The following is a 22,270-nucleotide window of genomic DNA, read 5'->3' as shown; positions in this document are numbered from 1 at the left end:
CATGGGCATGATCTCCGGCACCTCGCATGACGGCATCGACGTGGCCGTGGTGGATTTCGCCTCGGTCAACCCGGTGGGGCAGCTCGAGGCCGAGGTCCTGCACCTTTCCAGCCCCGGCTACCCGCCGGAACTGCGCGCCCGGCTGGCCGCAGCACTGCCCCCGGCGCAGACTACACTCGCTGAGATCTGCGAGCTGGATACGCTGATCGGCCAGGCCTTCGCGGACGCGGCCGATGCCGCCCTGCGCCAGAGCGGGCCGGTGGACCTGGTGGTCTCCCACGGGCAGACGGTCTATCACTGGGTGCGGGACGATCACGCTCTGGGCACCCTGCAGATCGGCCAGCCTGCCTGGATCGCGGAGAAGACCGGCAGCCCGGTGCTCTCCGATGTGCGGATCCGGGACATCACCGCTGGCGGGCATGGGGCGCCGCTGGTCTCCGTGATGGATGCCCTGTTGCTGGCTGCACTGCCCGGCCGCACCGCGGCCCTGAACCTGGGCGGCATCGCCAATATGACCGTGGTCCGCAGCGCCACCGATGTGGTGGCGTACGACATCGGGCCCGCCAACGCGCTCATTGATGCCGTCATGGTGGCCAGTGGTGCCAATGACCTCGGTTTTGACGCCGATGGCGAGGTGGCCCGCCGGGGTGCCGTGCACGCGGGGCTGCTGGCCGGGCTGCTCGCAGACCCCTACTTCAGCCTGCCCACGCCCAAGAGCACGGGCAAGGAGCACTTCCACGGACGCTATGTGGAGGAGGCGCTGGCGCGGCTTGACCTGAGCCTGAGCACCGAAGACCTGGTGGCGACGCTGACGGCGTTCACTGCGCAGTCGGTGGCCCGCGACGTCCGGGCGGCAGCGGTGGACACCCTGCTGGTTTCCGGTGGCGGCTACCGCAACCCGGTACTGATGGAGCAGCTGCGGGCTGGGCTGCCCGGCGTCCGGGTGGTTCCCTCCGATGAACTGGGTGCTTCCACGGACGGTAAAGAGGCGATCGCCTTCGCGCTGATCGGCTGGCTGAGCTGGCACGGTCTTCCCGGCGCGCTGCCCAGCGGCACCGGAGCCCGCGAACCCCGGATTCTGGGCACACTGACTCCCGGGGCCGGCCCGCTGCGGCTGCCCGAACCGCTGACCCAGGCGCCCGAGGGCCTGGTGTTGCACTCCTCCGTGGCGGGGTAGTGTCCGTGCAGACGCTGAGCATTCGCACCTCCACCGAAGCAGATCTGGACCGGGTGGTAGAGATCTTCCTGGCCTGCTGGCAGGGAAGTTACGCCTCGGTGCTGCCTCGTATCCTGATCGACTCGCTCTCCGAGGAGACCGCCAGGGGGTGGTGGGCGGAGGCGCTCTCGCGTTGTCCTGAGCGGGTGCTGCTGGCGTGTGCTTCCGGGTGTTCGTCTGAGACCGAGTGGGTGCTGGGCGTCTGTCGGTTCTCGCTGAACGGGAGCTTCTCCTCGGACGGGGATGCGGACGATGCCGCTCAGATCGACTCGCTCTACGTGGACCCTGCGGCCCAGGGTGGTGGCGTGGGAGGCCAGCTTCTGCGCGCGGCCGGCGAACGGCTGCTGGAGCTCGGTGCGCACCGGGCGGGACTGTGGGTCTTCGCGGACAATGCACCCAGCCTGGGGTTCTACCTCCGGCAGGGCTGGACGCCGGACGGGCAGCGGCGCGTGGAACCGCAGTTCGGCGAACCGGAACTGCATCTGAGCAAGGTCCTGGGCCATGTCTGAAACACTCTGCTCCGGGACCGGATCAGCCCCCACCAACGGACCACTGGTGCCCCGGCCTTTCCGTTGGGTGTTCTGCGGACTGGGCGTCTGCGCCGCCATCGTCCCCGCTGCGCTCCCTGCCACCGCGGAGAGCCTCGGCCTCGGCACGGAGGCGGTGTTGCCCGCCGTCTCCGTGCTCTTTGCCGGGCTGCTGCTGGGGGTTGTGCTTGCTCCCGTACTGCACCGCCACCTCACCTCGGTGCTCGTACTGCGGATCGCCACGGTTCTTCAGGCGCTCGGCCTGCTGGCGGCCTGCCTGGCCTGGATCCCCGAGGCCTTCCTGACCGCCGCTGGCCTGATCGGGCTGGGGTTCGGACTGCTGGAGGTCACCGCCACCGCCATGCTGCGGGCCACGGCGGGGAGCCAGACGACGCGGGCGCTTTCGTCGATGACCCTGTGGGTGGCGGCCTCGGCGGCTGTGACGCCGATCATCGTGCTGCTGCTCGGGGCTTTGGGCTGGGTGCGGCTGGCGTTCCTGATGGCCGCGTTGATCCCGGTCGGCGCGGCGGTGAGCTTCCGTTCGCCGTCAGCCGCCGTGGGCGAGCCTTCCGCGTCGGCTGTCGGAGAGTCCTCCGTTACCGCGCCGGCATCATCGGCGAAACCTGCTTGGTCCCGAACGTGGTCCCGGCTCCTGCCCCTGGCATTCGCGCTAATCTGCTATGTCGGCGCGGAATCGATCCTGGCCGGTTGGTCGGCCGCCATCGTGCAGGACACCCTGCTACTTCCGGCCAGTGTGGCAGCTCTGGGGACCAGCGCTTTTTGGTTGCTGATGACGTCGGGCAGGGCCCTGGGCGTCTGGGCCAGCACGCACTGGGCCTCCGGGCATCTGCTGCTGATCTGCACGGTCTTGCTGCTGGCAGCGCTGACTGGTGCGCAGGTGACGCTCTCCAGCGGGGTGCCTGCTGCCGCTTCGCTGCTGTTCCTGGCCCTCGCGGTCCTCGCCGCTGGCCCCTGCTACTCCCTGCTGCTCGGCACAGCAGTGGCACAGGCCAGCGTGCGGCGGGCCGTTCCGCTGACCGCCACATTGGTGGCCCTCGGCGCAGCAGGAGGCTCGCTGATTCCCCTCGCAGCCAGCCTGCGCAATGGCTCGGCCGGTGCTGCCGCCAGCACCGCGGCGATCGCGGCTGCTGCTGCGCTGCTCGGCGTGCTTGCTGCCAGGCCGTGGCGTCCTGCTGCCGTGGCGGTCGGCTCGTGAGCGCCGTAGTTCAGCAACTTGTGGTTCACACGGTGCGGGTGCCCCTGCGCAGACCCTTTGTCACCGCCGTCCGTCGGGCCACCGAACTGGAGGTGTGCCTCGTGGAGGCGCGCGATGCCGACGGCCGCAGTGGCTGGGGTGAGGCCGCCTGTTCGTGGCGGGTCACTGGCGAGTCGGCCGGCAGCGTCCGGGCCGCCGTCGATGGCCCGCTCAGTGAAGCCGTCTATGGGCTGGGACTGGACGACTGGGACCGGGTGGATGCCGCCATCGTGCGTGCTCTCTGGGGAAACGCCGCCGCCCGCTCCGCCGTGGACTGCGCCCTGCATGATCTGGCCGCGCAACAGGCGGGGCAGAGCCTGGCGGCTTTCCTTTCCCCTGGCGTGGCCCTATCGCCGGAAGCCCTCCGCACCGATATGACGCTTTCCGCCGCACCCACCGCGGAACTGGTGGAGCAGGCGTTGGCCCATGTGGCGGACGGATTCACCAGCCTCAAGGTCAAAGTGGGTGGGGGCTTCGACGATCTGGCGGCGCTTCCCGCGCTGCGTTCCGCGCTGGGGGAGGGGATCGCCCTGCGCGCCGACGCCAACCAGGGCTGGGACGTGGCCACTGCGATCGCCACGATCCGGCACTGGGAGGATGCTGGAGCGTGCCTCGAATTCGTGGAGCAGCCGGTCGCGGCCACCCAGCTGGAGGAACTGGCGCAGATTCGGCGGGCGGTCTCGACGCCGCTGATGGCGGATGAGTCCGTCCGCATTACAGCGGATATTCACCGGCTGGTAGCGCTCAATGCCGTTGACCTGGTCAACGTGAAACTTGCCAAAAGCGGCGGCCTCAGCGAGGCCCGTCGGATGGTGACCGTAGCCGCGGAGCACGGTCTGAGCGTCATGGTGGGCTCGATGTTGGAGAGCTCGGTGGGACTCGCTGCTGCGGCGGCGCTGGCCTTGACGCTGCCAGCCTTGACGCTGCCAGGCGCCGGAGCGGCTCAGGATCTGGATGCTGCAACGTGGCTGTGGAATTCTCCCGTGACCGGCGGGCTGCTCTGCGAAGGGACCACACTGGTACCAAGCGCTCGGCCGGGGCTGGGAATCCTGGGCCTGGCCTCCGGTGATGTGGAGTCCGGTGATGTGGTGTCGGTCGATCTGGAAAGGAGCCCCCGTGGGTAATGCACGCTGGCAACGGGCCGTGGAGGCCTGGGTCCCGGCCCGGCCGCTCAGCCTGGCGGACGGAGCAGTCTCCCGTCCCGCCATCGGATCCCCCCTGGCTTCGTCCTCTGGCGAGACGCCGCCCTCTGGCGTCGGCTTTGCCCTGGCTTCGGGCGGGACGACGCTGCTGGCCACAGCGGGTTGGGCCGGTGTGACGAGTGTTGCCGGGCTGGCCGGGCTGGCCAATGTGGCTGGGGGCTCCGGAGCCGGATCTGCCGCCGAGTCGCTCACCGCCTGGACCAGCCACGACCTGGCCTCGGTCACCAAAGTCATGTCCACCACCACCCTGCTCCTGCGCCTCGTCTCCCAGGGACTGGTGGGGCTGGAGGATGCCGTTCAGCGCTACCTTCCAGGCTTCAGCTCGGTCGGGGCGGATCGGGTCACCATCGAGGATCTTCTGCTGCACCGGGGCGGCCTCTGGGAATGGCAACCGCTCTACGCCACGGTGGATACCTCCACACACGGCCGGAAAGCGGCGCTCGCCGTGGCAGAGAGCATGCCCTTGCGCTACGCCCCCGGCGTGGAACGGCACTACTCCGATCTGGGCTTCATGGTGCTGGGCGAGGTGGTGGAGACCGTCACTGGGATGCCTCTGGAGCAGGCGTTCGACAACCTCGTGGCCACACCCCTGGGTCTGGAATTCACTCGGTATGGCACTCCGGTGCCTGGATCCGTCGCCACCAGTTCCTGGGACGACCGGATTGAACGGACCATGGTGGCGACCGGTCAGCCCTACCCGGTGCTGCCGGGAACTGCAGAGTTTTCCCGATGGCGGACGGAGCCGGTCACCGGGCAGGTCAGTGACGGCAATGCCTTCCATGCGCTCGGCGGCGTCAGCGGCCACGCCGGGCTGTTCTCCACCCTGGGGGACATGCTGCGCTGGGGGCTGGCCCTGGCACAGTACGAACACCATGAGGACTGGTGGAATCCCCAGGTGGCCCGGGGGTTCTTCGCTGCGGGGCCCGATGCCGAGCAGGCCCTGGGATTCCGCCGCTATGAACTGGATACGCCGGATGGCCCGCGCACGCTCCTTGGACATCCGGGATTCATCGGCTGTGCGGTGGGGTTCATCCCGGGCAGCGATATTGCGCTGGCCCTTGTGAGCAATCGTCTGCTCACCGCGGGCCAGCCGATGCCCACCGCCACCCTGTGGGAGGCACTCCTGAAGGCTGCCGCCATCGAACTTCATTCCGGTCATCACGACACCCATCCATCCCAGAACCCATCCCAGAACAAGGACGACCAGCCATGACCTCCCCAGCCTTACTGTCTGTGCGTGATCTTTCCATCGCCTTCCGGGGCAACGGCAGGGGACGGGACACGCCGGAAAATACCGTCGTCAGGGGCGTCAACCTGGAACTTGCCCAGGGTGAAACGCTGGCCATTGTGGGCGAATCCGGGTCCGGGAAATCCACCACCGCGGCGGCCATCAACCGTCTGCTTCCGGAGAGCGGGCGGATCACCAGCGGCCAGATTCTCTTTGAGGGGCAGGACCTGGCGCAGCTGAGCGAGCGGGAGATGATCGCGCTGCGCGGTGCCGGCATCGGGCTGGTGCCGCAGGATCCGATGTCCAATCTGAACCCCCTGATGCGCATTGGGGACCAGATCGCGGAGGCACTGGAGGTCCATGGCCGAGCCAGCGGTGCCGCGGCGCGCAAGCGGACCGTCGAGCTGCTGGGCCTGGTCGGCATCCCGGAGCCGGAACGCCGGGTCGGTCAGTACCCCCACGAGTTCTCCGGCGGCATGCGCCAGCGCGCGCTCATCGCCATGGGTCTGGCCTGTGAGCCGAAGCTGCTGATCGCCGATGAGCCGACCTCCGCCCTGGATGTCACGGTGCAGCGGAAGATCCTGGATCAGCTGGAGGAACTCACCAGCACCCTGGGAACCAGCGTCTTCCTGATCACTCACGATCTGGGCCTGGCTGCTGAGCGGGCCACGACGGTGGCGGTGATGTATCGCGGCGAAATCGTCGAATCCGGGGCGGCGAAGGAGATTTTGAGCAACCCCACGCACGAGTACACGAAGCAGCTGCTGGCTGCCGCCCCCAGCCTCAATACGGTGCGGATCCGGCCGGTCTCCCGGCCTGTTGTATCTGTAGACGTTCAAGCAGCTTCTGCTATTCCCGCAGGGGAGCCGCTCGTCCAGCTCCGCGATGTCCGCAAGGTCTTCACCCTGCGCTCTTCCAGCAGTAGCGCCGCGAGCGAGTTCGTCGCGGTCGATGGCGTCTCCTTCAGCATTCCGCGCGGCCAGACGGTGTCGGTGGTAGGGGAGTCCGGGTCCGGGAAGTCGACCACCGCGAACCTGTTGCTCGGCCTGGAGCAGCCCACTTCAGGCAGGATCACTTTTGACGGCGTGGACACCGCTGGGCTGTCCCGGCGGGAGCTGTTTGCGCTGCGCCGTCGCATCCAGCCGGTGTTCCAGAACCCGTATGCCTCCCTCGATCCCCGCTACAGCGTGGAGAAGTCGATCACCGAGCCGTTGCGGGTGCACCGAATCGGCACCGCAGCCTCGGGGCGGGCCAGGGTCACGGAACTTCTGGAGCAGGTGTCCTTACCGGCGACGATGGCGGAACGCTTGCCCCATGAGCTCTCCGGAGGTCAGCGGCAACGGGTGGCGATTGCGAGGGCGCTGGCGCTCTCCCCGGAACTGGTGGTGCTCGATGAGGCGGTGTCCGCGCTGGACGTGCTGGTGCAGGCGCAGATTCTGGACTTGCTGAGCGATCTTCAGGATCAGCTGGGTCTGAGCTACCTCTTCATCAGCCACGATCTTGCCGTGGTCCGGATGATCTCCGATCAGGTCCATGTGATGCAGCGCGGCCGGGTGGTGGAGAGCGGCACGCCGGAGAAGCTGTTCAGCTCGCCCGAGGATCCGTACACCCGCGAGCTGCTCGCTGCGATCCCCGGAGCGCAGCTGGTCTGAGTCTGTCCGCCCGCGGCTGGCGTCCGGCATCGCCCGCTGACAGACTGAGCCCATGGGTGCTGAACGGAACCGCCTGGCCGAATCGCAACAGATGTCCGATCCCTGGCGGCGCTGGGGCCCGTACCTGTCCGCCCGACAGTGGGGCACGGTGCGCGAGGACTACTCCGCGGATGGTAACGCCTGGGATTACCTGCCCTTTGATCAGGCGCATCAGCGGGCCTACCGTTGGGGTGAGGACGGGCTGGCCGGACTGTGCGATGACGCCGGACTCCTCAACCTGTCGGTGGCGCTCTGGAACGGGAAGGACGACCGGCTCAAGGAGCGGCTCTTCGGCCTGACCAATGAGCAGGGCAATCATGGCGAAGATGTCAAGGAATACTGGTGGCCGCTCGATGCGACCCCCACCCATTCCTGGGCGCAGTGGCTCTACCGTTACCCGCAGGCGGCCTTCCCCTATCAGGAGCTACGCGACGTCAACGCCGGGCTCAGCCGGGACGCGCCCGAATACGAGCTCTCCGACACGGGCGTGCTGTCGGAGAATCGTTTCTTCGATGTGGTGGTCAGCCATGCCAAAGCCTCCCCTGATGACATCTGCCTGACCATCACGGCCACCAACAATGGGCCGGAGGCGGCACCGCTGGATCTGCTGCCGCAGCTCTGGTTCACCAACACCTGGTCCTGGGGCAGGCATCCGGAGCGGCCTCTCATCAGCCAGATCCTTCCGCCCCAGCTGGAGCAGGCCAATCTGAGCGCCGTCCGGGCGGTGCACGGAGCGCTGGGGGCGTATCTGCTGGCCGCGGAGGGTGCGCCGGGGGTCCTGTTCTGCGATAACGAGACCAATGCCCGGGCACTGTTTGGCGCTGAGGAGACGGCAGAGTACCCCAAGGATGCGATCAATGCCGCGGTCGTCCACGGTGAGGAGAGCGGACTCAACCCACAGCACACCGGCACCAAGGTGGCCTTCCACTACCATTTCGACGCCGTCGGGCCGGGGGAGAGCGTGACCGTCCGGCTGCGCTTCACCGCCGACGAGCTGAGCCAGCACCCCTTCGGTGCCGACTTTGACGCGGTACTGGCGGACCGGCATCGTGAGTCAGAGGAGTTCTACGCGGAGGTGATTCCGGCGGAGGCCGATGCCGCAGATACACTCACCGCCCGGCGCGCCTTTGCGGGGCTGCTCTGGGGCAAGCAGTTGTACCGCTACAACGTCAGCCACTGGCTGGAGGGGGATCCGGCTGAGCCATCGCCTCCGGCATCGCGGTTGCACGGGCGCAATTCCGACTGGAAGAACGTGGATCTCTGCGAGGTCATCTCGATGCCGGACGAGTGGGAGTACCCCTGGTTCGCCTCCTGGGATCTGGCCTTCCACACCGTGCCGCTGGCCCACATTGACCCTGATTTCGCCAAGAATCAGCTGGTGCTGTTGTGCCGGGAGTGGGCCATGCACCCGGATGGCCAGCTGCCCGCCTACGAATGGGGTTTCGGCGACGTCAACCCGCCCGTGCAGGCCTGGGCAACCTGGCTGGTGTATCAGATTGACGGCAGCCGAGATCTGGCCTTCCTGCAGCGCGTGTTCAGCAAGCTCCTGCTGAATTTCGCCTGGTGGGTCAATCGCAAGGATGCGGATAACTCCAATCTTTTCGAGGGCGGCTTCCTCGGGATGGACAATATTTCGCTGTTCGACCGCTCCAAGGATGTCCCGCAGGGCTACCGTCTGGAGCAGTCCGATGCCACCAGCTGGATGGCGTTCTTCTGCCTGCGGATGCTTCGGATTTCCCTGGAACTGGCCCGCAAGGACCCCGTCTGGCAGGACATGGCCACCAAGTTTCTGGAGCACTTCCTGGTCCTCTCCCAGGCGATGGAGAGTTTCGGTTCCGAGGGGGTGAAGCTCTGGGATGAGGAGGATGGCTTCTTCTACGATGTGCTGGTGGCCGGCGATGGCGGCACGCAGCCCGTGCGGGTGCGTTCCATGGTGGGCCTGCTGCCGCTGATCGCGGTGGCGTTTTCCCCGGCGTGGGTGGAGCAGGAGCTGCCGGAATTCGTCTCCCGGGTGCGCTGGGTTCAGAAACACCGGCCCGAGTTGGCGGCCTCGCTGATTGCCGATTCCGCATCCGATCAGGCGCTGTACGGCCTCAGCGTGCTCGATGCCGACCGGCTGACCCGGGTGGTCAGCCGGATGCTGGACGAGAACGAGTTTCTGGGCGAGTACGGGATCCGTTCCTTGTCCGCGGCGTACCGGGACGGCTTCTCCATGCAGTTGGCCGGGCGGGAGATGGGCCTGAAGTACCTGCCCGGTGAGTCTGATTCCGGGTTGTTCGGCGGCAATTCCAACTGGCGCGGACCGTTGTGGTTCCCGGTGAACTTCCTGTTGATGGATGCTCTGCGGACCCACGCAGTGGGTCTGGGCTCGCAGGTTCGTCTGGGCGGGGTGGATCTGGAGGAGATTGCCGAGGAGCTGCGGTTCCGGTTGGTCTCACTTTTCCGCCCCGATGCGCAGGGTCGGCGGCCCAGTCAACCGCGCGACCATGGTACCGGGCCGCTGTGGGATCACCCCACGTTCAGCGAGTATTTCAATGGCGATACCGGTGTGGGGCTGGGCGCTTCGCACCAGACCGGCTGGACAGCGTTGGTGGCACATCTGATCTGCGAGAAGAAGCTCTCCTCCTAACTTCCCGCATCGAGTGCCGCGTTGTGTGCCGTTTTTCGTCGATTTTCGGCACATAACGCGGCACTCGATGTTCGGCAAACGGCTCACCCCTCTATGTGGATAACTCTGAGCCCCAGTAGAGGGTTATCCACAGGGTAGTTCTGCCCATATCTGGGGGTTCTTCCGCAAATTTACGCTCTTCGAACACGACGTTATCCACAGTTGTTCGAGGAGATCAGATGAATACCACACCGTCCATCGCCTGGCTGGAATTCCAGGAAACCGCCTGGGCCATCCTCGCGGAAAGCACTCCGCTGGGCAGCCAGGCACCCGGCTCCGCCACAGCGCCCGCATCGTTGAGTGAGCTGTGCGCCCGGTCCCGGGCCGTCATCGGCCACTCTGACAGCACAGCCCGGGAACAGGCCTGGCAGCACCTCGAAGCTGCGGGCCTGGCTACAGGGCAGCAGCTTGCCCCGGAGTGGGCCTCGGTGATTGCCATGTTGGCCACCTCTCCCGTGACCGGACTGGCGACGGTCGGTTTCGGTGCAATCCGTGGCCAGGTGTATTGGGCTCTGGACCGGAACCGGGGCGTCGCCTGCTTCCAGCAGTCGGTTCTGGAGCCCGATGGCGGCCGGGGCTTCGGTGCCACCGTCCGGCTGGCGCTCTTCCCGGCGGCGGAGCTGTGGACGGTGATGCAGGCGCTTCTGCCTCCGTTACCCAGCCTGCTCGCACCGGCGGACGAATACCCGGGCGGTACGGGCGAACCGCAGTTCCTCACCCCGTGGGGCCCGGAACTGGTGGAGCACCTGCACACCCATCCCGGCGAAACCCCAGGCCAGGCATTGCGCAGCCTTGATCTGCCCTCCGGGCTTCGCTCCGCCATCGACGACGCAAGCCCCAGCCTGACACTGTCTGTGAGCACGGTCTCGCCTGGCTCGACGCCCGATGCCGTAGGTCTGAGTCGGCTGGGGAGGTGGTCGATCGGTGCCGGGCAGTTGTTCAGCTTCGAGGACCGGACGGGGCCGTCGGGCACTCTGGAACCGGCGGTGGTCTGGGTGGCGACGGGACACTGTGCCCGCTGGCTGGAGGGTGCGGTAGCTGAGGCGGAAGCGTTTCTGACGGCCGACCGCGCCCATGCCGCACCGCATCCGGCGGCTATGGCGGTAGCGGGTGAGTGGTCATGAGCGAGTTTTTGGGGATGGAACCTGCGGCCGTGCGGGATCTGGCGCAGGATTTCAGCCGATGCGCCCAGGACTTCCGCGGCACCGAGGTGCTGCTCAGCGCCACCTTCAGCCGCAGCCGTTGGCAGGGCCCGGATGCCACGCGCATTCGCACCCTGTGGAGCGGCTCCTACCGGCAGTTGCTGCAGAACGTCGCCCAGGATCTGGATAAGTACGCGACCATCCTGCGCGAACAGGCTACCGAGCAGGATGCCGCCAGCGCCGTGGAGGGCTCGAAGGGCGGCCCAGCAGGCGGTGGGTTGGCAGGCGGGCCAGGAACCGGGCTGGGAGTGGGTCCGTTCCACAAGGTTCCTTCGCCCGGTCCGTCGCTCGGGGGTCTTGTCGGGATGCCGGGATTCGGCCAGCATCCCCAGCCGCTACCCGCGGATCCCTGGGGGTTGCGCAACCCGTTCGGGCCGGTGCAGGGGAATCCTGGCGCAGATTTCTGGGGTGATCTCTGGCGGTCTGCCCGGGGGGCTGATCACCAGGTGCGCGACGGCCTCAAGCTGATCAGCAAGGACCTGCCCTGGCCCGTGCCGTGGCTGGCCTCCAAGATTGAGCTCAATCCTCTGAAGGCCACAGGAAATGTGGTGGAAGGGGCTGGACACTTCGCCGGAGACGCAGGGAATCTCGCGCGCCTCTACGGGATGATTGCCGTGGGTTTGCCCGTACCCTCAGGGGAGCTCGAGGCCGCCAAACTGCTGGCTCTCACCTCCGGGCTAGGCCTGGCCGGGGTGACGGCCAGCCTCGGCCACCTTGACCTTAAGCTGGGTGCCCGGGGCACAGCGGTCGTCGGAGATGCGGTGCCGGTCGCTGTCAACGACCAGATCCGGCCGGACGGTACGGTCGGCACCCCAGGGCTGCAGACGCCATCGTCCATGGCTGACCTGGTCGCCATGACCACCAGTGAATACAGAGCCACTGGCTCGCCAGAGCTGCCGCAGGGCGGTATCCGGATTACCACGGTGCAGGGTGAGGACGGCGTGAACCGCTATGTGGTCAGCATCCCCGGGACGCAGAACTGGTCCCCGACGGCGGAGGGCAGCGTGTTTGACCTCAGCAGCAATCTGGCGACGGCGGCCGGGCAGAGATCCACGATGACGCAGGGCGTGATCGACGCGATCAAGGCCAACGTGCCGGCCGGGTCGGAAATTCTGCTGGCGGGCCATTCGCAAGGCGGTATGTCCGCAATGAATATTGCCTCCGATCCCACAGCACTGCCGGGCTACCGGCTGACCAATGTGGTGACCTATGGCAGCCCGGTGGATAACGATCATCCGGCACCCGGCGTGCAGGTGGTGGCCTTTCAGCATCCGCGGGATGTGGTGCCATTGGTGGACCTGAATGGGGTCACGTACAACGCCCCGCCCGCTGTGACGCCGTCCAACGTGCAGCTGGTCGATCTGCCGAACCCGCAGTCCGTGGGCTATCTCGATGTCCCCGGCCAGCACAACGGATCCAACTACAACCAGTCGGTCCGGCAGGTGGAGAACCAAGGCCAGCTTGCGGGTCTGGATCCGAGTTTCCAGAAGTTCCTGCAGGGAGATCCGAGTAGAACCCAGGCCGTCGATGTGCCGATCAGCAAGAAGACCTCCTGAGGACTGCGGGTTCCCCACTCGCCGTTTTCGTTCGCCAAACGGTTGGCACAGTCGACGGTTACACTGGGCCGCATGACCAGTCAGTATGACGAGGTGCAGATCGTTGAGGTGGATGACCGCGGCGAGGCGGTCCCGGAGCTGGCGGCTGAGCAGCAGACGTACCGCGGGCCGACCTTCAACCCCTGGCTGATCGCGCTCTGGGCCTTCGCGGTTCTTCAGGTGCTGCTCGCCATCGTGGGTATGGTGAACGGCTCGACTCCAACCTACGCCAGTTCCTTCACCGTCAATGGCCAGCCGATCTACTCGCTGGAACGACCCTGGTACAGCTACCTGGTCCCGTACGCTTTTCTACTGGTGCCCAGCGGAGTAGCCACCGCCGTCGTGGCTCTCGCGCTGCACGCCACAGCCTGGGAACGGCGTCGTCGGCAGGCCGCAGCCCGGTGACCACGGGAACTGCACAGGGATGCCTGCGAGAATCCCAAGCATGGTTCTGACCGAAAATCCCACCCGTCGGCTCCTGACCGGGGCTTCGAAAGTACCGGAAGTCACTGCGGCGTTCTGGGTCATCAAGGTGCTCACCACGGGAATGGGGGAGACGGCCAGCGATTACTTGACACACCAGCTGATACCGGAGCTGGCCGTCGCATTGGGTGCCGCGGGCTTCGTGCTGGCGCTGGTGCTGCAACTCGCGGTCCGCCGGTACATCCCATGGATCTACTGGGCCACCGTTGTCATGGTCAGTGTGTTCGGCACCATGTGTGCTGATGTGCTTCATGTCGGGCTGGGTGTTCCCTACACGGCCTCCACTCTCGGGTTTCTGGTGGTGCTGGCGGCAGTGTTCCTCCTCTGGCGCCGCAGCGAAGGAACCCTCTCCATCCACAGCATCGTCACGCGCCGCCGCGAGATCTTTTACTGGATGGTCGTCGTGACCACCTTCGCACTCGGCACGGCGGCGGGAGATCTGACGGCGATGACGTTGAACCTGGGGCATCTCGGATCAGGGCTCATATTCGCCGTCGTCATCGCGATCCCCGCCCTGGCCTTCTGGAAGTTCAGGCTGAACGCCGTCGCCGCCTTCTGGTTCGCATACATCGTGACGCGGCCGCTCGGTGCCAGCCTGGCCGACTGGATGGCGGTTCCGGAAGGTCGCGGCGGCCTCAACTGGGGCGCCGGTCCGGTAACGGTGGGTCTGACCACGCTGATCGTGGTCGCCGTAGGCCTGCTGTCCCTTCGCCAGAGTAGGCACTCCTCGCTTCGAGGTCAGCATCTGGGCTGATGTCGACGACTGGTATTGCCAGCCAGGAACTGAAGCTGGAAAATGGACGCTGTTGTTGGACTTTATTGATCCGTACGGGTGCAGGATGACGACTTCCGGCATCCTTCGCAAAGATGGGGCGGCCGCGACCACCCCGCTTGGATGCCAGGAATGCGCAGCCGACTAAAGCTAAAGTGCGTCGACGGGCGGATGATGCATGAAGCAGGTTGGCTTGCAGGCTAGAGCCCTTGGAGTCGGCGAACGTGTTCAGGCAAGTGGGTTGCTGGATTTACGAGGAGTATCGCCCACCTTGGCCGTGCGATCATTCGCACCGGATGCTCCCGAGATCAACGGAAATCTACCTGCTTGTGACCTTGCCGATGCAAACGGCGTTCTGGATATGTTCCGACAGAGTGATGGCATTCATGTGGAGGGCATCTGGACTGGAACCACCATTCTTGTGCAGCGCGTCAGCGCCGCCCAGAAGCCAGCAGGGATCTCTTCACCTGGAATGACGATCATTCGTCCATATGAGCCTGAGGAAGGCTGGACGGAATCGAAACCGGAACTTTTGGTGGAATTCGATCACGCGAGAGAGCGCCTTTCGTTGACCGGCACTACTCTGTGGTTCTTGACCATTCCTGTCAGAACTCGCCAAGGCGCACCAACGGCCTGCTCATATATTCTTACCTCAGACCCGAAGCGGGCCGAAGCAGAGTTGCGGAGACATGCTCCCCATTCATTGGTGATCAGGCACAGCGCCTACACCCGACCGCAACTTCAGCGTGTCTGGGACAGCCTTAAAGATGAGAATTGGCGATTCTTTGGAATCGGTGAGGGGTTGGATGAGCGGGGAGAGATTCGACTTCGGGTTGATGTGCCCATCCTCAGCAGTTCCAACATCGACTGGGCCGAGCGTGCTCCACGCCACTACGTGCGTTTGCAGCCCTGGATTCGCTCGCTACCAGTGAACCGGAGCAGGCGCTCCTCACCCCTCGCACCGAGTGGTGAGATCACGCCCCTCAACACGCCTGAGAAGGGCGTTATCTGATCACTCGGCTAGGAAGTTCTAGCCCAGCCGGTCCACCAACTGACTCGCGATGCCGGTGTAGCTGGCCGGGGTGAGGACCTCCAGTCGGGCCTGTGCCTCGGTGGATAGCCCCAGGCCTCCAACGAATTCGCGCATCCGTTCTGCGTCCACTCGCTGTCCGCGGGTCAGATCCTTGAGTCGCTCGTACGGGTCATCCATCCCGGGGGTTCCGGCGATGGCCTCGGCCCGCATCACGGTCTGAATCGCCTCGCCCAGCACTTCCCAGTTGTGCTCCAGATCTTCAGCAATCACGGCATGTGCGGTGTCCAGGCGTCCCAGACCACCAATCACATTGTTGATGGCCAGCACCGAGTGGCCCAGGGCGACGCCGATATTGCGCTGGCTGGAGGAATCAGTCAGGTCTCGCTGCCACCGGCTGGTGACCAGAGTCGCCGCCAGCGTATCCAGCAGAGCAGAGGAGATTTCGAGGTTCGCCTCGGCATTCTCAAAGCGGATCGGGTTGACCTTATGCGGCATGGTCGAGGACCCCGTGGCGCCGGCCACCGGAATCTGCGCAAAGTAACCGATCGAGATGTAGCTCCAGATATCGGTGCACAGATTGTGCAGAATCCGGTTGAAGCGCGCGATGTCCGCGTACAGCTCGGCCTGCCAGTCGTGGCTTTCAATCTGCGTGGTCAACGGGTTCCAGCTCAGCCTCAGTCCCTCAACGAAGCTGCGCGAGACCTCCTGCCAGTCCACCGTAGGAGCCGCGGCATAATGCGCGGCATAGGTGCCGGTGGCGCCGTTGAGCTTGCCCAAATATTCCGCACGGGTAATACGTGTCAGCTGGCGGTCCAACCGATGGGCCAGGACGGCCAGCTCCTTGCCCAGGGTGGTGGGCGTGGCCGGCTGCCCATGCGTGCGGGCCAGCATGGCGACATCGCGGTTCTCAATGGCCATGGTGTGCAGCACCCCACTCAGCTGGCGGGCTGCCGGAAGCCAGACCTGCTCCACCGCTCCCTTCACGCCGAGTGCGTAGGAGAGGTTGTTGACGTCCTCGCTGGTGAAGGAGAAGTGCACCAGCGGCTTGAGGCGCTCGAGGCCGATGCCGCCGAGTCGGCGCCCGATGAAGTACTCGACGGCCTTCACGTCGTGCACGGTGGTCTTCTCGATCTGCGCCAGTTCCGCCACGGATTCGGCATCAAAATCCGTCACGATGGCTCGCAACGCGCTCTTCTGCTCCTCGCTGAGAGGCTCGGTGCCGGGAAGGACTGCCTGGTCGGTGAGATGGATCAGCCACTCAATCTCGACGGCGACCCGATCGCGATTGAGCGCAGCTTCGGAGACGAAGTCCAGCAGCGGGGCCACAGCCGCCCGGTAGCGCCCATCAAGGGGGCCGAGGGCGAGGGGCTCTTCGGCAGCGGCGAGGGCCTTGCGGCCAGAGAGAAGTCGCCCGGAGGCAAGGCTGGATTCAGGCATGTTCCCCATTATTCCGCATCGAGTGCCGCTCAGACGAAGCCCAGGCTTCGCGCGGTCGTCGGGTGTGCCGGACTCTCCTGCGGAACATCGACGGCGCGAATCCACCCGGCATCACGCACCGCCCCACCCTGGCGCTGCCAGGCAGCCACCGCGGCATCAATGGCCCGGGCGAAATCGGGGGCGCTGGATTCACCGAATACCAGTGAGAGCGTCAGACGCACCTGGCCGTTTCCCAGCTGTTCCGCGACCACTACGACGCCCCCGGTCACGGTCCAGGGCCCAATCCTGCGCAGGAAGTAGCTCATGCCGCCGGCGAGTTCCAAGGCAGAGCCCACTGCGGAGCCGCGCCGGTAGAAGCGCTGAACCCCGGAGGCTAGTGGGGCGTGGGCACTGCCAAATCGCGCCTCAGGGTCCTTCAGCTCAAACCTGGCCTCGGTCATCGCCAGGTCAAGTTGCGCCAGGAACGCCGGGACCGATTCCTGCCCCAGTTCGAGCAGACGGGCGCTACGGATCAGCCCACGTTTGGCACGGGCTTCGCTCAGTTCTGCGATGATTCTTCCTTCCGGTTGATCCCGGTCACGGCATTGCCGATCATCGACAGCACACTGATGATGATGGCGGCGAAAATGGCCGTCCAGAAAAACGCGTCGATGGTGAAGTGCACCGGGGTGAAGCTGCTCAGCCAGGCGGTCAACCAGAGCATTCCCGCATTGATTACCACCGTGAACAGGCCCAGCGTCAGAAACGTTGCGGGCAGCGACACCAGCGAGACGATCGGCTTCACCAGGGCGTTGACGACCCCGAAAATCAGCCCGATGAACAGGAACGCGAGCACCGTGGTCAGCGTGGCGCTGCCACGTTCCGCAGGCAGCGCGTTCTCCGCATAAACCTTGACGCCGGGCAGAATCCAGCTGGTGATCCACAACGCCAGCGCGCTGATCACCAGTCGTACCAGGAACTTCCCCATGGCTCCATGGTGTCATGGTCTATCCAATGGAGAAAGACCCACCGGATAGAGTGACGGAGTGAGTACCGAATCCGCTGAAGTTTCCGGCCGCAGCGCTCTGGGGCGATTGCCCCGCTACGCTGCCGGCAAGCCTCCCGTCGCTGTTGCCGGGTTGACCAGTTTCAAGCTGTCCTCCAATGAAAACCCGCTCTCGCCGCTGCCGGAGGTTCTGGCTGCCATCGCCAGCCACCCGGAGCTGAACCGTTATCCCGAGGCGACGGCCGCGCCGCTCCGAGAAGCGCTGAGCGATTTTCTGGGCGTTCCCGCAGAGGACGTAGTGGTGGGCGGAGGGAGTCTGGGCGCCTTCAACCAGATCCTGGCTGCCTTTGCCGGAGCCAACGATGGCGGCCAGCCGGATGAAGTGATCTTCGCCTGGCGTTCCTTCGAGGCGTATCCGATTTCTGTCGGCCTGGCCGGAGCGAAGAGCGTCATGGTGCCGCTGGACGATCAGGCCCGCCACGATCTGGACGCGATGGCGGCTGCCGTCACCGAGCAGACGCGCGTCATCGTGCTCTGCACCCCCAATAACCCGACCGGACCGGTGCTGCGCACGGCGGAGGTGGAGGCCTTTCTGGCGAAGGTGCCCAACGATGTGGTGGTGGTGATCGATGAGGCCTACGTCGAGTTTGTGACCGAGTCCGATGCCGTCCAGGGGCTGGGCCTGTACCGTACCCACCCGAATGTGGTGGTGCTGCGTACCTTCTCCAAGGCGTATGGATTGGCCGGCCTGAGGGTGGGCTATTCGGTGTCGCATCCGGAATTGACGCAGTACTTGCGGGTTGCGGCCGTGCCCTTCGCCGCCTCCACGGTGGCCCAGTATGCTGCGATCGAGTCGTTGCACCGCCATGATCAGATCGTGGAGCGGGTGCAGGGCCTGGTCAGCGAACGGGAGCGGGTACTGGCGTCTCTGCGCAGCTCGGGTTGGTGGATTCCGGAGAGCCAGGGGAACTTCCTCTGGCTGGCGCTCGGTGTTCATTCCCCGGAGTTCGCCGCTCTGGCCGAATCCCGGGGACTCTCCGTCCGCGCTTTCGGGCAGGAGGGGGTGCGGATCAGCATCGGGGAAGTCGAGGGGAACAGCCGTCTGTTGGAGATCTGCGCCCAGTGGCCGGAGGCTCAGCGGCCCGTTCCGGCGCTCTGAGCGGTCATAGAGCCCGAAATATCGGTGGAATCGGGCTACAGTAGAACTCGGCCCAAGGAAATATGCCGCAGCAGGAATGCATTCCGTTGGCGGAATATATCGACCGTGACGAGGGATTGAAGGAGTACGCGTGGAGCCACAGGACACTCTGATTCAACTGCTCGACGCCGATGGCGTGCGGCGCAGTGGCGTCCCCGAAGAGTTCGCAGCGTATGCGGCGGAACTCGATGGCGAGAAGTTGCGGCAGTTCTACCGCGATATGGCCGTCGTCCGGCGCTTTGACCAGGAGTCCACGGCACTTCAGCGTCAGGGTGAACTCGCCCTCTGGGTCCCGGTGCGCGGGCAGGAGGCGGCCCAGGTGGGTGCTGTTCATGCCTCCCGGCCCCAGGATTACTTCTTCCCGACCTACCGGGAGCACGCCATCGCGCTGGCCCGGGGCGTGACCCCGGAGGAACTTCTGCGTCAGTTCCGCGGCGTCTCACACGGCGGCTGGGACCCGAGCGTCAGCCGCTTCCACCTCTACACGCTGGTCCTCGCGGCCCAGACGCTGCACGCGGTGGGCTACGCGATGGGTGTGGCGCGTGATCAGGGAACCGTACCGGAGGATCCCGCCACAGCAGAGACGGTGATGGCGTTCTTCGGTGACGGTGCCAGCTCCGAAGGCGACGTCCATGAATCCATGGTTTTTGCCGCCTCCTTCAATGCCCCCGTCGTCTTCTTCTGCCAGAACAACCAGTGGGCTATCTCGGTGCCCTTCGAAGTCCAGTCCAAGGTACCGCTGGCCACGCGCGCGGCGGGCTACGGATTCCCCGGCCTGCGGGTGGATGGCAACGACGTGCTGGCCGTCTACGCGGTGACCCGTTGGGCGCAGGATCGTGCCCGCCGCGGCGAGGGCCCGGCCCTGATCGAGGCGGTCACCTACCGCCTCGGCGCGCACACCACGGCCGATGACCCCACCAAATACCGGGGCAGCGATGAAGAAGCGCTCTGGCAGAGCCGGGACCCGATGACCCGGCTGAAAACACTTCTCGACAACGAAGGTCTTGCCGATCAGGCATTCTTCGACGCGGTCGATGCCGAAGCCGCAGAGATGGCCGCTCTGGTCCGCCAGGTGGTGCATATCGAGGATGCGCCGGATCTTCGCACCAGCTTTGCCCATGTCTACGCGCAAGCGCACCCGCTGGTCGCCGAGGAACTGGCCTTCCTGGAAAGCTACGAGGCCGGATTCGCGGACGATGACGCGGCGAGCGACGCCGGTGCTGAGGCTACTGCGGCCGTGAGCGGAGGGGCCCGATGAGCACGCTGACCATCGCGAAAGCGATCAATGAAGGCCTGCGCCAGGTGCTGAGCACGGAGCCGAAATCGCTGCTCATGGGCGAGGACATCGGCTCCCTCGGCGGCGTCTACCGTGTCACCGAAGGGCTCAAGGCCGAGTTTGGCGCGGACCGCGTCATCGATACCCCGCTCGCCGAGTCTGGCATCGTGGGTACCGCGATCGGCCTGGCCCTGCGCGGCTACAAGCCGGTCTGCGAAATCCAGTTCGACGGCTTCGTCTTCCCCGGCTTCAACCAGATCACCACGCAGCTGGCCAAAATCCATGCCCGGAGTGAGGGCCGGCTGAGCACCGGCGTGGTCATCCGGATTCCCTACGGTGGCGGCATCGGCTCAATCGAGCACCACTCCGAATCCCCGGAGGCCCTCTTTGCCCACACGGCTGGCCTGCGGATCATCACGCCATCGAACGCTCATGACGCCTACTGGATGATCCAGGAGGCCGTCGCCTGCCCCGATCCGGTGATCATCTTTGAGCCCAAGCGACGCTACTGGCTCAAGGGCGAGGTGGATCGTGAGCAGCCGCTTCGCAGTGCTTTTGAGGCGCAGGTGCTCCGCGAGGGCCGGGACGCCACGGTGGTCGCTTACGGACCGCTGGTTCCGGTGGCGCTGGCCGCGGCCGATGCCGCCGCGCAGGACGGCGTCAGCGTCGAGGTGATCGACGCCCGCAGCCTCTCCCCGGTGGATTTCGACACGATCGAGGCCTCGGTGCGTAAGACCGGGCGCCTTCTGGTGACCCATGAGGCGCCGACCTTCGGCGGCCTGGGCGGGGAAATCGCCGCGCGGATCAGTGAGCGTGCGTTTTATGCCCTGCAGGCGCCGGTGATCCGGGTGGGTGGCTTCCATCTGCCCTATCCGGTATCCCGCGTGGAAGAGCATTACCTGCCTGATCTGGACCGTATTCTGGAAGCGCTTGACCGCGCCATGGCCTACTGAACAGACCTGTTGAATCAGGCCAGTTCTCTCAAGGAGGAACCCGAGCAGATGAACAGCTTCAAACTGCCCGACGTCGGTGAAGGCCTCACCGAGGCAGAGATCGTGTCCTGGAAAGTCTCGGTGGGTCAGGAGGTTGCGGTCAACGAGGTACTGGTGGAGATCGAAACCGCCAAATCCCTGGTTGAGCTGCCCTCGCCCTATGCCGGTACCGTGACGGCGCTACTGGTAGCGGAGGGGGAAACGGTCGATGTCGGCACGCCCATCATCACGATCGGCTCGGCGGCTGAGACCCAGGCTGCTGCGTCTCCGGTGGGCTCGGACGGTCAGATCCTCAGTTCGGGTGAGGCATCGGTTGATCCTGCCCTGGTATCGAGCGAGAACCGGCGCACCATGCTGCCGACCGGCACGCCCTCGCCCGATATCCATTTGCCCGCCAGCGCCCATGAGGACGCTGCCACCGAGGCGCTGGTGGGTTCCGGGCCCAAGGCTGATCCGGTGCGCCGTCGTGCGCGTCGCACTGACTCCGCTGGTGTCCCGCCAGCAGCCGTGCCGTCCGCGGGCACGCTCAACTCAACGATTCCTGCGGTCGGTGCCAACCGTGCGCTGTCCACGCCGCCGGTCCGCAAGGCTGCCAAGGATCTGGGCATCGATCTGGCGCAGGTGCCGGCCACTGGCGGCCAGGGGCAGGTGACCCGCCGCGATCTGGAGGAGTTCCACCGCAACGCGCACACGTTCATCCCGAATCCGGCCGCCAATCCGCGCCGCCACGGTGGGCTCGTCGAGGCCACTTTTGACGGCTCGGTGGAGCGGGTTCCGGTCAAGGGGGTCCGGAAAGTCACGGCACAGGCCATGGTGGCCAGCGCCTTCTCCGCCCCGCACGCCTCGATCTTTGTTGATGTGGACGCCACCCGGACCATGGAGTTCGTGGCCAAACTCAAGGGCAGCCGGGACTATGAGGGCATCAAGGTCTCGCCACTGCTCATTGTGGCCAAAGCGGTGATCTGGGCCGCGCTGCGGAACCCGCAGGTCAATGCCACTTGGACCGATGAAGAGATCTTGATCAAGCATTTTGTGAACCTGGGCATCGCGGCCGCCACACCGCGCGGGCTGATCGTGCCCAATATCAAGGACGCACATACGCTGAGCCTGCGCGAGCTGGCGGTGGCGATCGGTGAGCTCTCCAGCACAGCGCGCGCCGGGAAGACGTCCCCCGCGCAGCAGCAGGGCGGCAGCATCACGATCACCAATATCGGGGCGCTGGGTCTGGACGCGGGCACACCGATCATCAATCCCGGCGAGGTTGCCATTATGGCCTTCGGCACCATCAAGCAGAAGCCGTGGGTGGTGGACGGTGAGGTGCGGCCGCGGTGGGTCACCACGGTGGGCGGTTCCTTCGATCACCGGGTGGTGGACGGCGATCTGTCCGCCCGCTTCATTGGCGATGTCGCCTCGATCCTCGAGGAGCCGGCGCTGCTCCTGGAATGAGCAGACTGGAATGAGCAGATATGTTCAGATCATTGCCGGTCGTGAAGAGTTGCACGTAGCGTGG

Annotated in this window: 19 protein-coding genes; 16 read left to right on the top strand and 3 right to left on the bottom strand. The window is 65.7% G+C overall.

Annotation, left to right across the window (positions count from 1 at the left end; genetic code table 11):
• Positions 1-7 precede the first annotated feature (7 nt).
• The 12 genes from QQM37_RS09770 to QQM37_RS09715 all read left to right on the top strand — a co-directional run bounded on the left by QQM37_RS09770 (position 8) and on the right by QQM37_RS09715 (position 14,851).
• Positions 8-1,177, top strand: a complete 1,170-nt coding sequence (locus QQM37_RS09770) for an anhydro-N-acetylmuramic acid kinase (RefSeq protein WP_285726989.1) — start codon at positions 8-10, stop codon at positions 1,175-1,177.
• On the top strand, positions 1,177-1,725 hold the full coding sequence (locus QQM37_RS09765; protein ID WP_285726987.1) for a GNAT family N-acetyltransferase: 549 nt from the start codon (positions 1,177-1,179) through the stop codon (positions 1,723-1,725). The genes QQM37_RS09770 and QQM37_RS09765 overlap by 1 nt, the downstream gene beginning before the upstream one ends.
• Positions 1,718-2,959 carry an MFS transporter gene (locus tag QQM37_RS09760; protein ID WP_285726985.1) on the top strand — a complete coding sequence of 414 codons (1,242 nt, stop codon included), beginning with the start codon at positions 1,718-1,720 and terminating at the stop codon, positions 2,957-2,959. Before QQM37_RS09765 ends, QQM37_RS09760 begins: the two co-directional genes overlap by 8 nt.
• Positions 2,956-4,122: a mandelate racemase/muconate lactonizing enzyme family protein gene (locus QQM37_RS09755; RefSeq protein ID WP_285726984.1), complete on the top strand. Its 1,167-nt coding sequence runs from the start codon at positions 2,956-2,958 to the stop codon at positions 4,120-4,122. The genes QQM37_RS09760 and QQM37_RS09755 overlap by 4 nt, the downstream gene beginning before the upstream one ends.
• The gene (locus tag QQM37_RS09750; RefSeq protein ID WP_285726982.1) at positions 4,115-5,413 is read left to right on the top strand and encodes a serine hydrolase domain-containing protein; all 1,299 of its coding nucleotides are present in this window, start codon (positions 4,115-4,117) and stop codon (positions 5,411-5,413) included. Before QQM37_RS09755 ends, QQM37_RS09750 begins: the two co-directional genes overlap by 8 nt.
• Positions 5,410-7,080, top strand: coding sequence for an ABC transporter ATP-binding protein (locus QQM37_RS09745; RefSeq protein ID WP_285726980.1), 1,671 nt, complete (start codon positions 5,410-5,412; stop codon positions 7,078-7,080). The genes QQM37_RS09750 and QQM37_RS09745 overlap by 4 nt, the downstream gene beginning before the upstream one ends.
• 52 nt (positions 7,081-7,132) lie before the next feature.
• Positions 7,133-9,748 (top strand): MGH1-like glycoside hydrolase domain-containing protein, encoded by a 2,616-nt coding sequence (locus QQM37_RS09740; protein WP_285726969.1) that lies wholly within the window; start codon positions 7,133-7,135, stop codon positions 9,746-9,748.
• 218 nt (positions 9,749-9,966) lie between these two features.
• Positions 9,967-10,911, top strand: a complete 945-nt coding sequence (locus tag QQM37_RS09735) for an ESX secretion-associated protein EspG (RefSeq protein WP_285726968.1) — start codon at positions 9,967-9,969, stop codon at positions 10,909-10,911.
• On the top strand, positions 10,908-12,545 hold the full coding sequence (locus QQM37_RS09730; RefSeq protein WP_285726966.1) for a hypothetical protein: 1,638 nt from the start codon (positions 10,908-10,910) through the stop codon (positions 12,543-12,545). Before QQM37_RS09735 ends, QQM37_RS09730 begins: the two co-directional genes overlap by 4 nt.
• A gap of 72 nt (positions 12,546-12,617) precedes the next feature.
• A complete protein-coding gene (locus QQM37_RS09725) occupies positions 12,618-12,989 on the top strand; it encodes a hypothetical protein (RefSeq protein WP_285726964.1) in 372 nt (123 codons plus the stop codon).
• A gap of 40 nt (positions 12,990-13,029) precedes the next feature.
• On the top strand, positions 13,030-13,821 hold the full coding sequence (locus QQM37_RS09720; RefSeq protein ID WP_285726962.1) for a COG4705 family protein: 792 nt from the start codon (positions 13,030-13,032) through the stop codon (positions 13,819-13,821).
• Between the two features lie 196 nt (positions 13,822-14,017).
• A complete protein-coding gene (locus tag QQM37_RS09715) occupies positions 14,018-14,851 on the top strand; it encodes a hypothetical protein (RefSeq protein WP_285726960.1) in 834 nt (277 codons plus the stop codon).
• A gap of 18 nt (positions 14,852-14,869) precedes the next feature.
• Here the strand turns inward: QQM37_RS09715 and purB are convergent, their stop codons facing one another.
• The 3 genes from purB to QQM37_RS09700 form a co-directional block, all read right to left on the bottom strand.
• On the bottom strand, positions 14,870-16,309 hold the full coding sequence (gene purB, locus QQM37_RS09710) for an adenylosuccinate lyase (RefSeq protein ID WP_285726958.1): 1,440 nt from the start codon (positions 16,307-16,309) through the stop codon (positions 14,870-14,872).
• A 29-nt stretch (positions 16,310-16,338) separates the two neighbouring features.
• Positions 16,339-16,749 carry a hypothetical protein gene (locus QQM37_RS09705; RefSeq protein WP_285726956.1) on the bottom strand — a complete coding sequence of 137 codons (411 nt, stop codon included), beginning with the start codon at positions 16,747-16,749 and terminating at the stop codon, positions 16,339-16,341.
• Between the two features lie 98 nt (positions 16,750-16,847).
• Positions 16,848-17,276, bottom strand: coding sequence for a phage holin family protein (locus QQM37_RS09700; RefSeq protein WP_285726954.1), 429 nt, complete (start codon positions 17,274-17,276; stop codon positions 16,848-16,850).
• A gap of 58 nt (positions 17,277-17,334) precedes the next feature.
• Between QQM37_RS09700 and QQM37_RS09695 the strand changes: the two genes are divergently transcribed.
• The 4 genes from QQM37_RS09695 (at position 17,335) to QQM37_RS09680 (ending at position 22,206) form a co-directional block, all read left to right on the top strand.
• A complete protein-coding gene (locus QQM37_RS09695; protein WP_285726952.1) occupies positions 17,335-18,453 on the top strand; it encodes a histidinol-phosphate transaminase in 1,119 nt (372 codons plus the stop codon).
• Positions 18,454-18,583: 130 nt separating this feature from the next.
• On the top strand, positions 18,584-19,750 hold the full coding sequence (gene pdhA, locus QQM37_RS09690) for a pyruvate dehydrogenase (acetyl-transferring) E1 component subunit alpha (protein ID WP_420030154.1): 1,167 nt from the start codon (positions 18,584-18,586) through the stop codon (positions 19,748-19,750).
• Complete coding sequence (locus QQM37_RS09685) at positions 19,747-20,721, top strand: alpha-ketoacid dehydrogenase subunit beta (protein ID WP_285726950.1); 975 nt, start codon at positions 19,747-19,749, stop codon at positions 20,719-20,721. Before pdhA ends, QQM37_RS09685 begins: the two co-directional genes overlap by 4 nt.
• Before the next feature lie 48 nt (positions 20,722-20,769).
• On the top strand, positions 20,770-22,206 hold the full coding sequence (locus QQM37_RS09680) for a dihydrolipoamide acetyltransferase family protein (RefSeq protein ID WP_285726948.1): 1,437 nt from the start codon (positions 20,770-20,772) through the stop codon (positions 22,204-22,206).
• Positions 22,207-22,270 lie beyond the last annotated feature (64 nt).

Origin of the sequence: Psychromicrobium xiongbiense (assembly GCF_030271165.1) — a bacterium.
In the GTDB taxonomy this organism is placed as follows: domain Bacteria; phylum Actinomycetota; class Actinomycetes; order Actinomycetales; family Micrococcaceae; genus Renibacterium; species Renibacterium xiongbiense.
The sequence above is the reverse complement of the archived record's forward strand: the minus strand, read 5'-3'. Positions and strand labels throughout refer to the sequence as shown.

Bases quoted from the DNA above. Each gene is read 5' to 3' on its own strand.
- QQM37_RS09770 (WP_285726989.1), top strand. From the start codon at position 8: ATGATCTCCGGCACCTCGCATGACGGCATCGACGTGGCCGTGGTGGAT.
- QQM37_RS09760 (WP_285726985.1), top strand. From the start codon at position 1,718: ATGTCTGAAACACTCTGCTCCGGGACCGGATCAGCCCCCACCAACGGA.
- QQM37_RS09745 (WP_285726980.1), top strand. From the start codon at position 5,410: ATGACCTCCCCAGCCTTACTGTCTGTGCGTGATCTTTCCATCGCCTTC.
- QQM37_RS09740 (WP_285726969.1), top strand. From the start codon at position 7,133: ATGGGTGCTGAACGGAACCGCCTGGCCGAATCGCAACAGATGTCCGAT.
- QQM37_RS09735 (WP_285726968.1), top strand. From the start codon at position 9,967: ATGAATACCACACCGTCCATCGCCTGGCTGGAATTCCAGGAAACCGCC.
- QQM37_RS09730 (WP_285726966.1), top strand. From the start codon at position 10,908: ATGAGCGAGTTTTTGGGGATGGAACCTGCGGCCGTGCGGGATCTGGCG.
- QQM37_RS09725 (WP_285726964.1), top strand. From the start codon at position 12,618: ATGACCAGTCAGTATGACGAGGTGCAGATCGTTGAGGTGGATGACCGC.
- QQM37_RS09720 (WP_285726962.1), top strand. From the start codon at position 13,030: ATGGTTCTGACCGAAAATCCCACCCGTCGGCTCCTGACCGGGGCTTCG.
- QQM37_RS09715 (WP_285726960.1), top strand. From the start codon at position 14,018: ATGAAGCAGGTTGGCTTGCAGGCTAGAGCCCTTGGAGTCGGCGAACGT.
- purB (WP_285726958.1), bottom strand. From the start codon at position 16,309: ATGCCTGAATCCAGCCTTGCCTCCGGGCGACTTCTCTCTGGCCGCAAG.
- QQM37_RS09705 (WP_285726956.1), bottom strand. From the start codon at position 16,749: ATGACCGAGGCCAGGTTTGAGCTGAAGGACCCTGAGGCGCGATTTGGC.
- QQM37_RS09700 (WP_285726954.1), bottom strand. From the start codon at position 17,276: ATGGGGAAGTTCCTGGTACGACTGGTGATCAGCGCGCTGGCGTTGTGG.
- QQM37_RS09685 (WP_285726950.1), top strand. From the start codon at position 19,747: ATGAGCACGCTGACCATCGCGAAAGCGATCAATGAAGGCCTGCGCCAG.
- QQM37_RS09680 (WP_285726948.1), top strand. From the start codon at position 20,770: ATGAACAGCTTCAAACTGCCCGACGTCGGTGAAGGCCTCACCGAGGCA.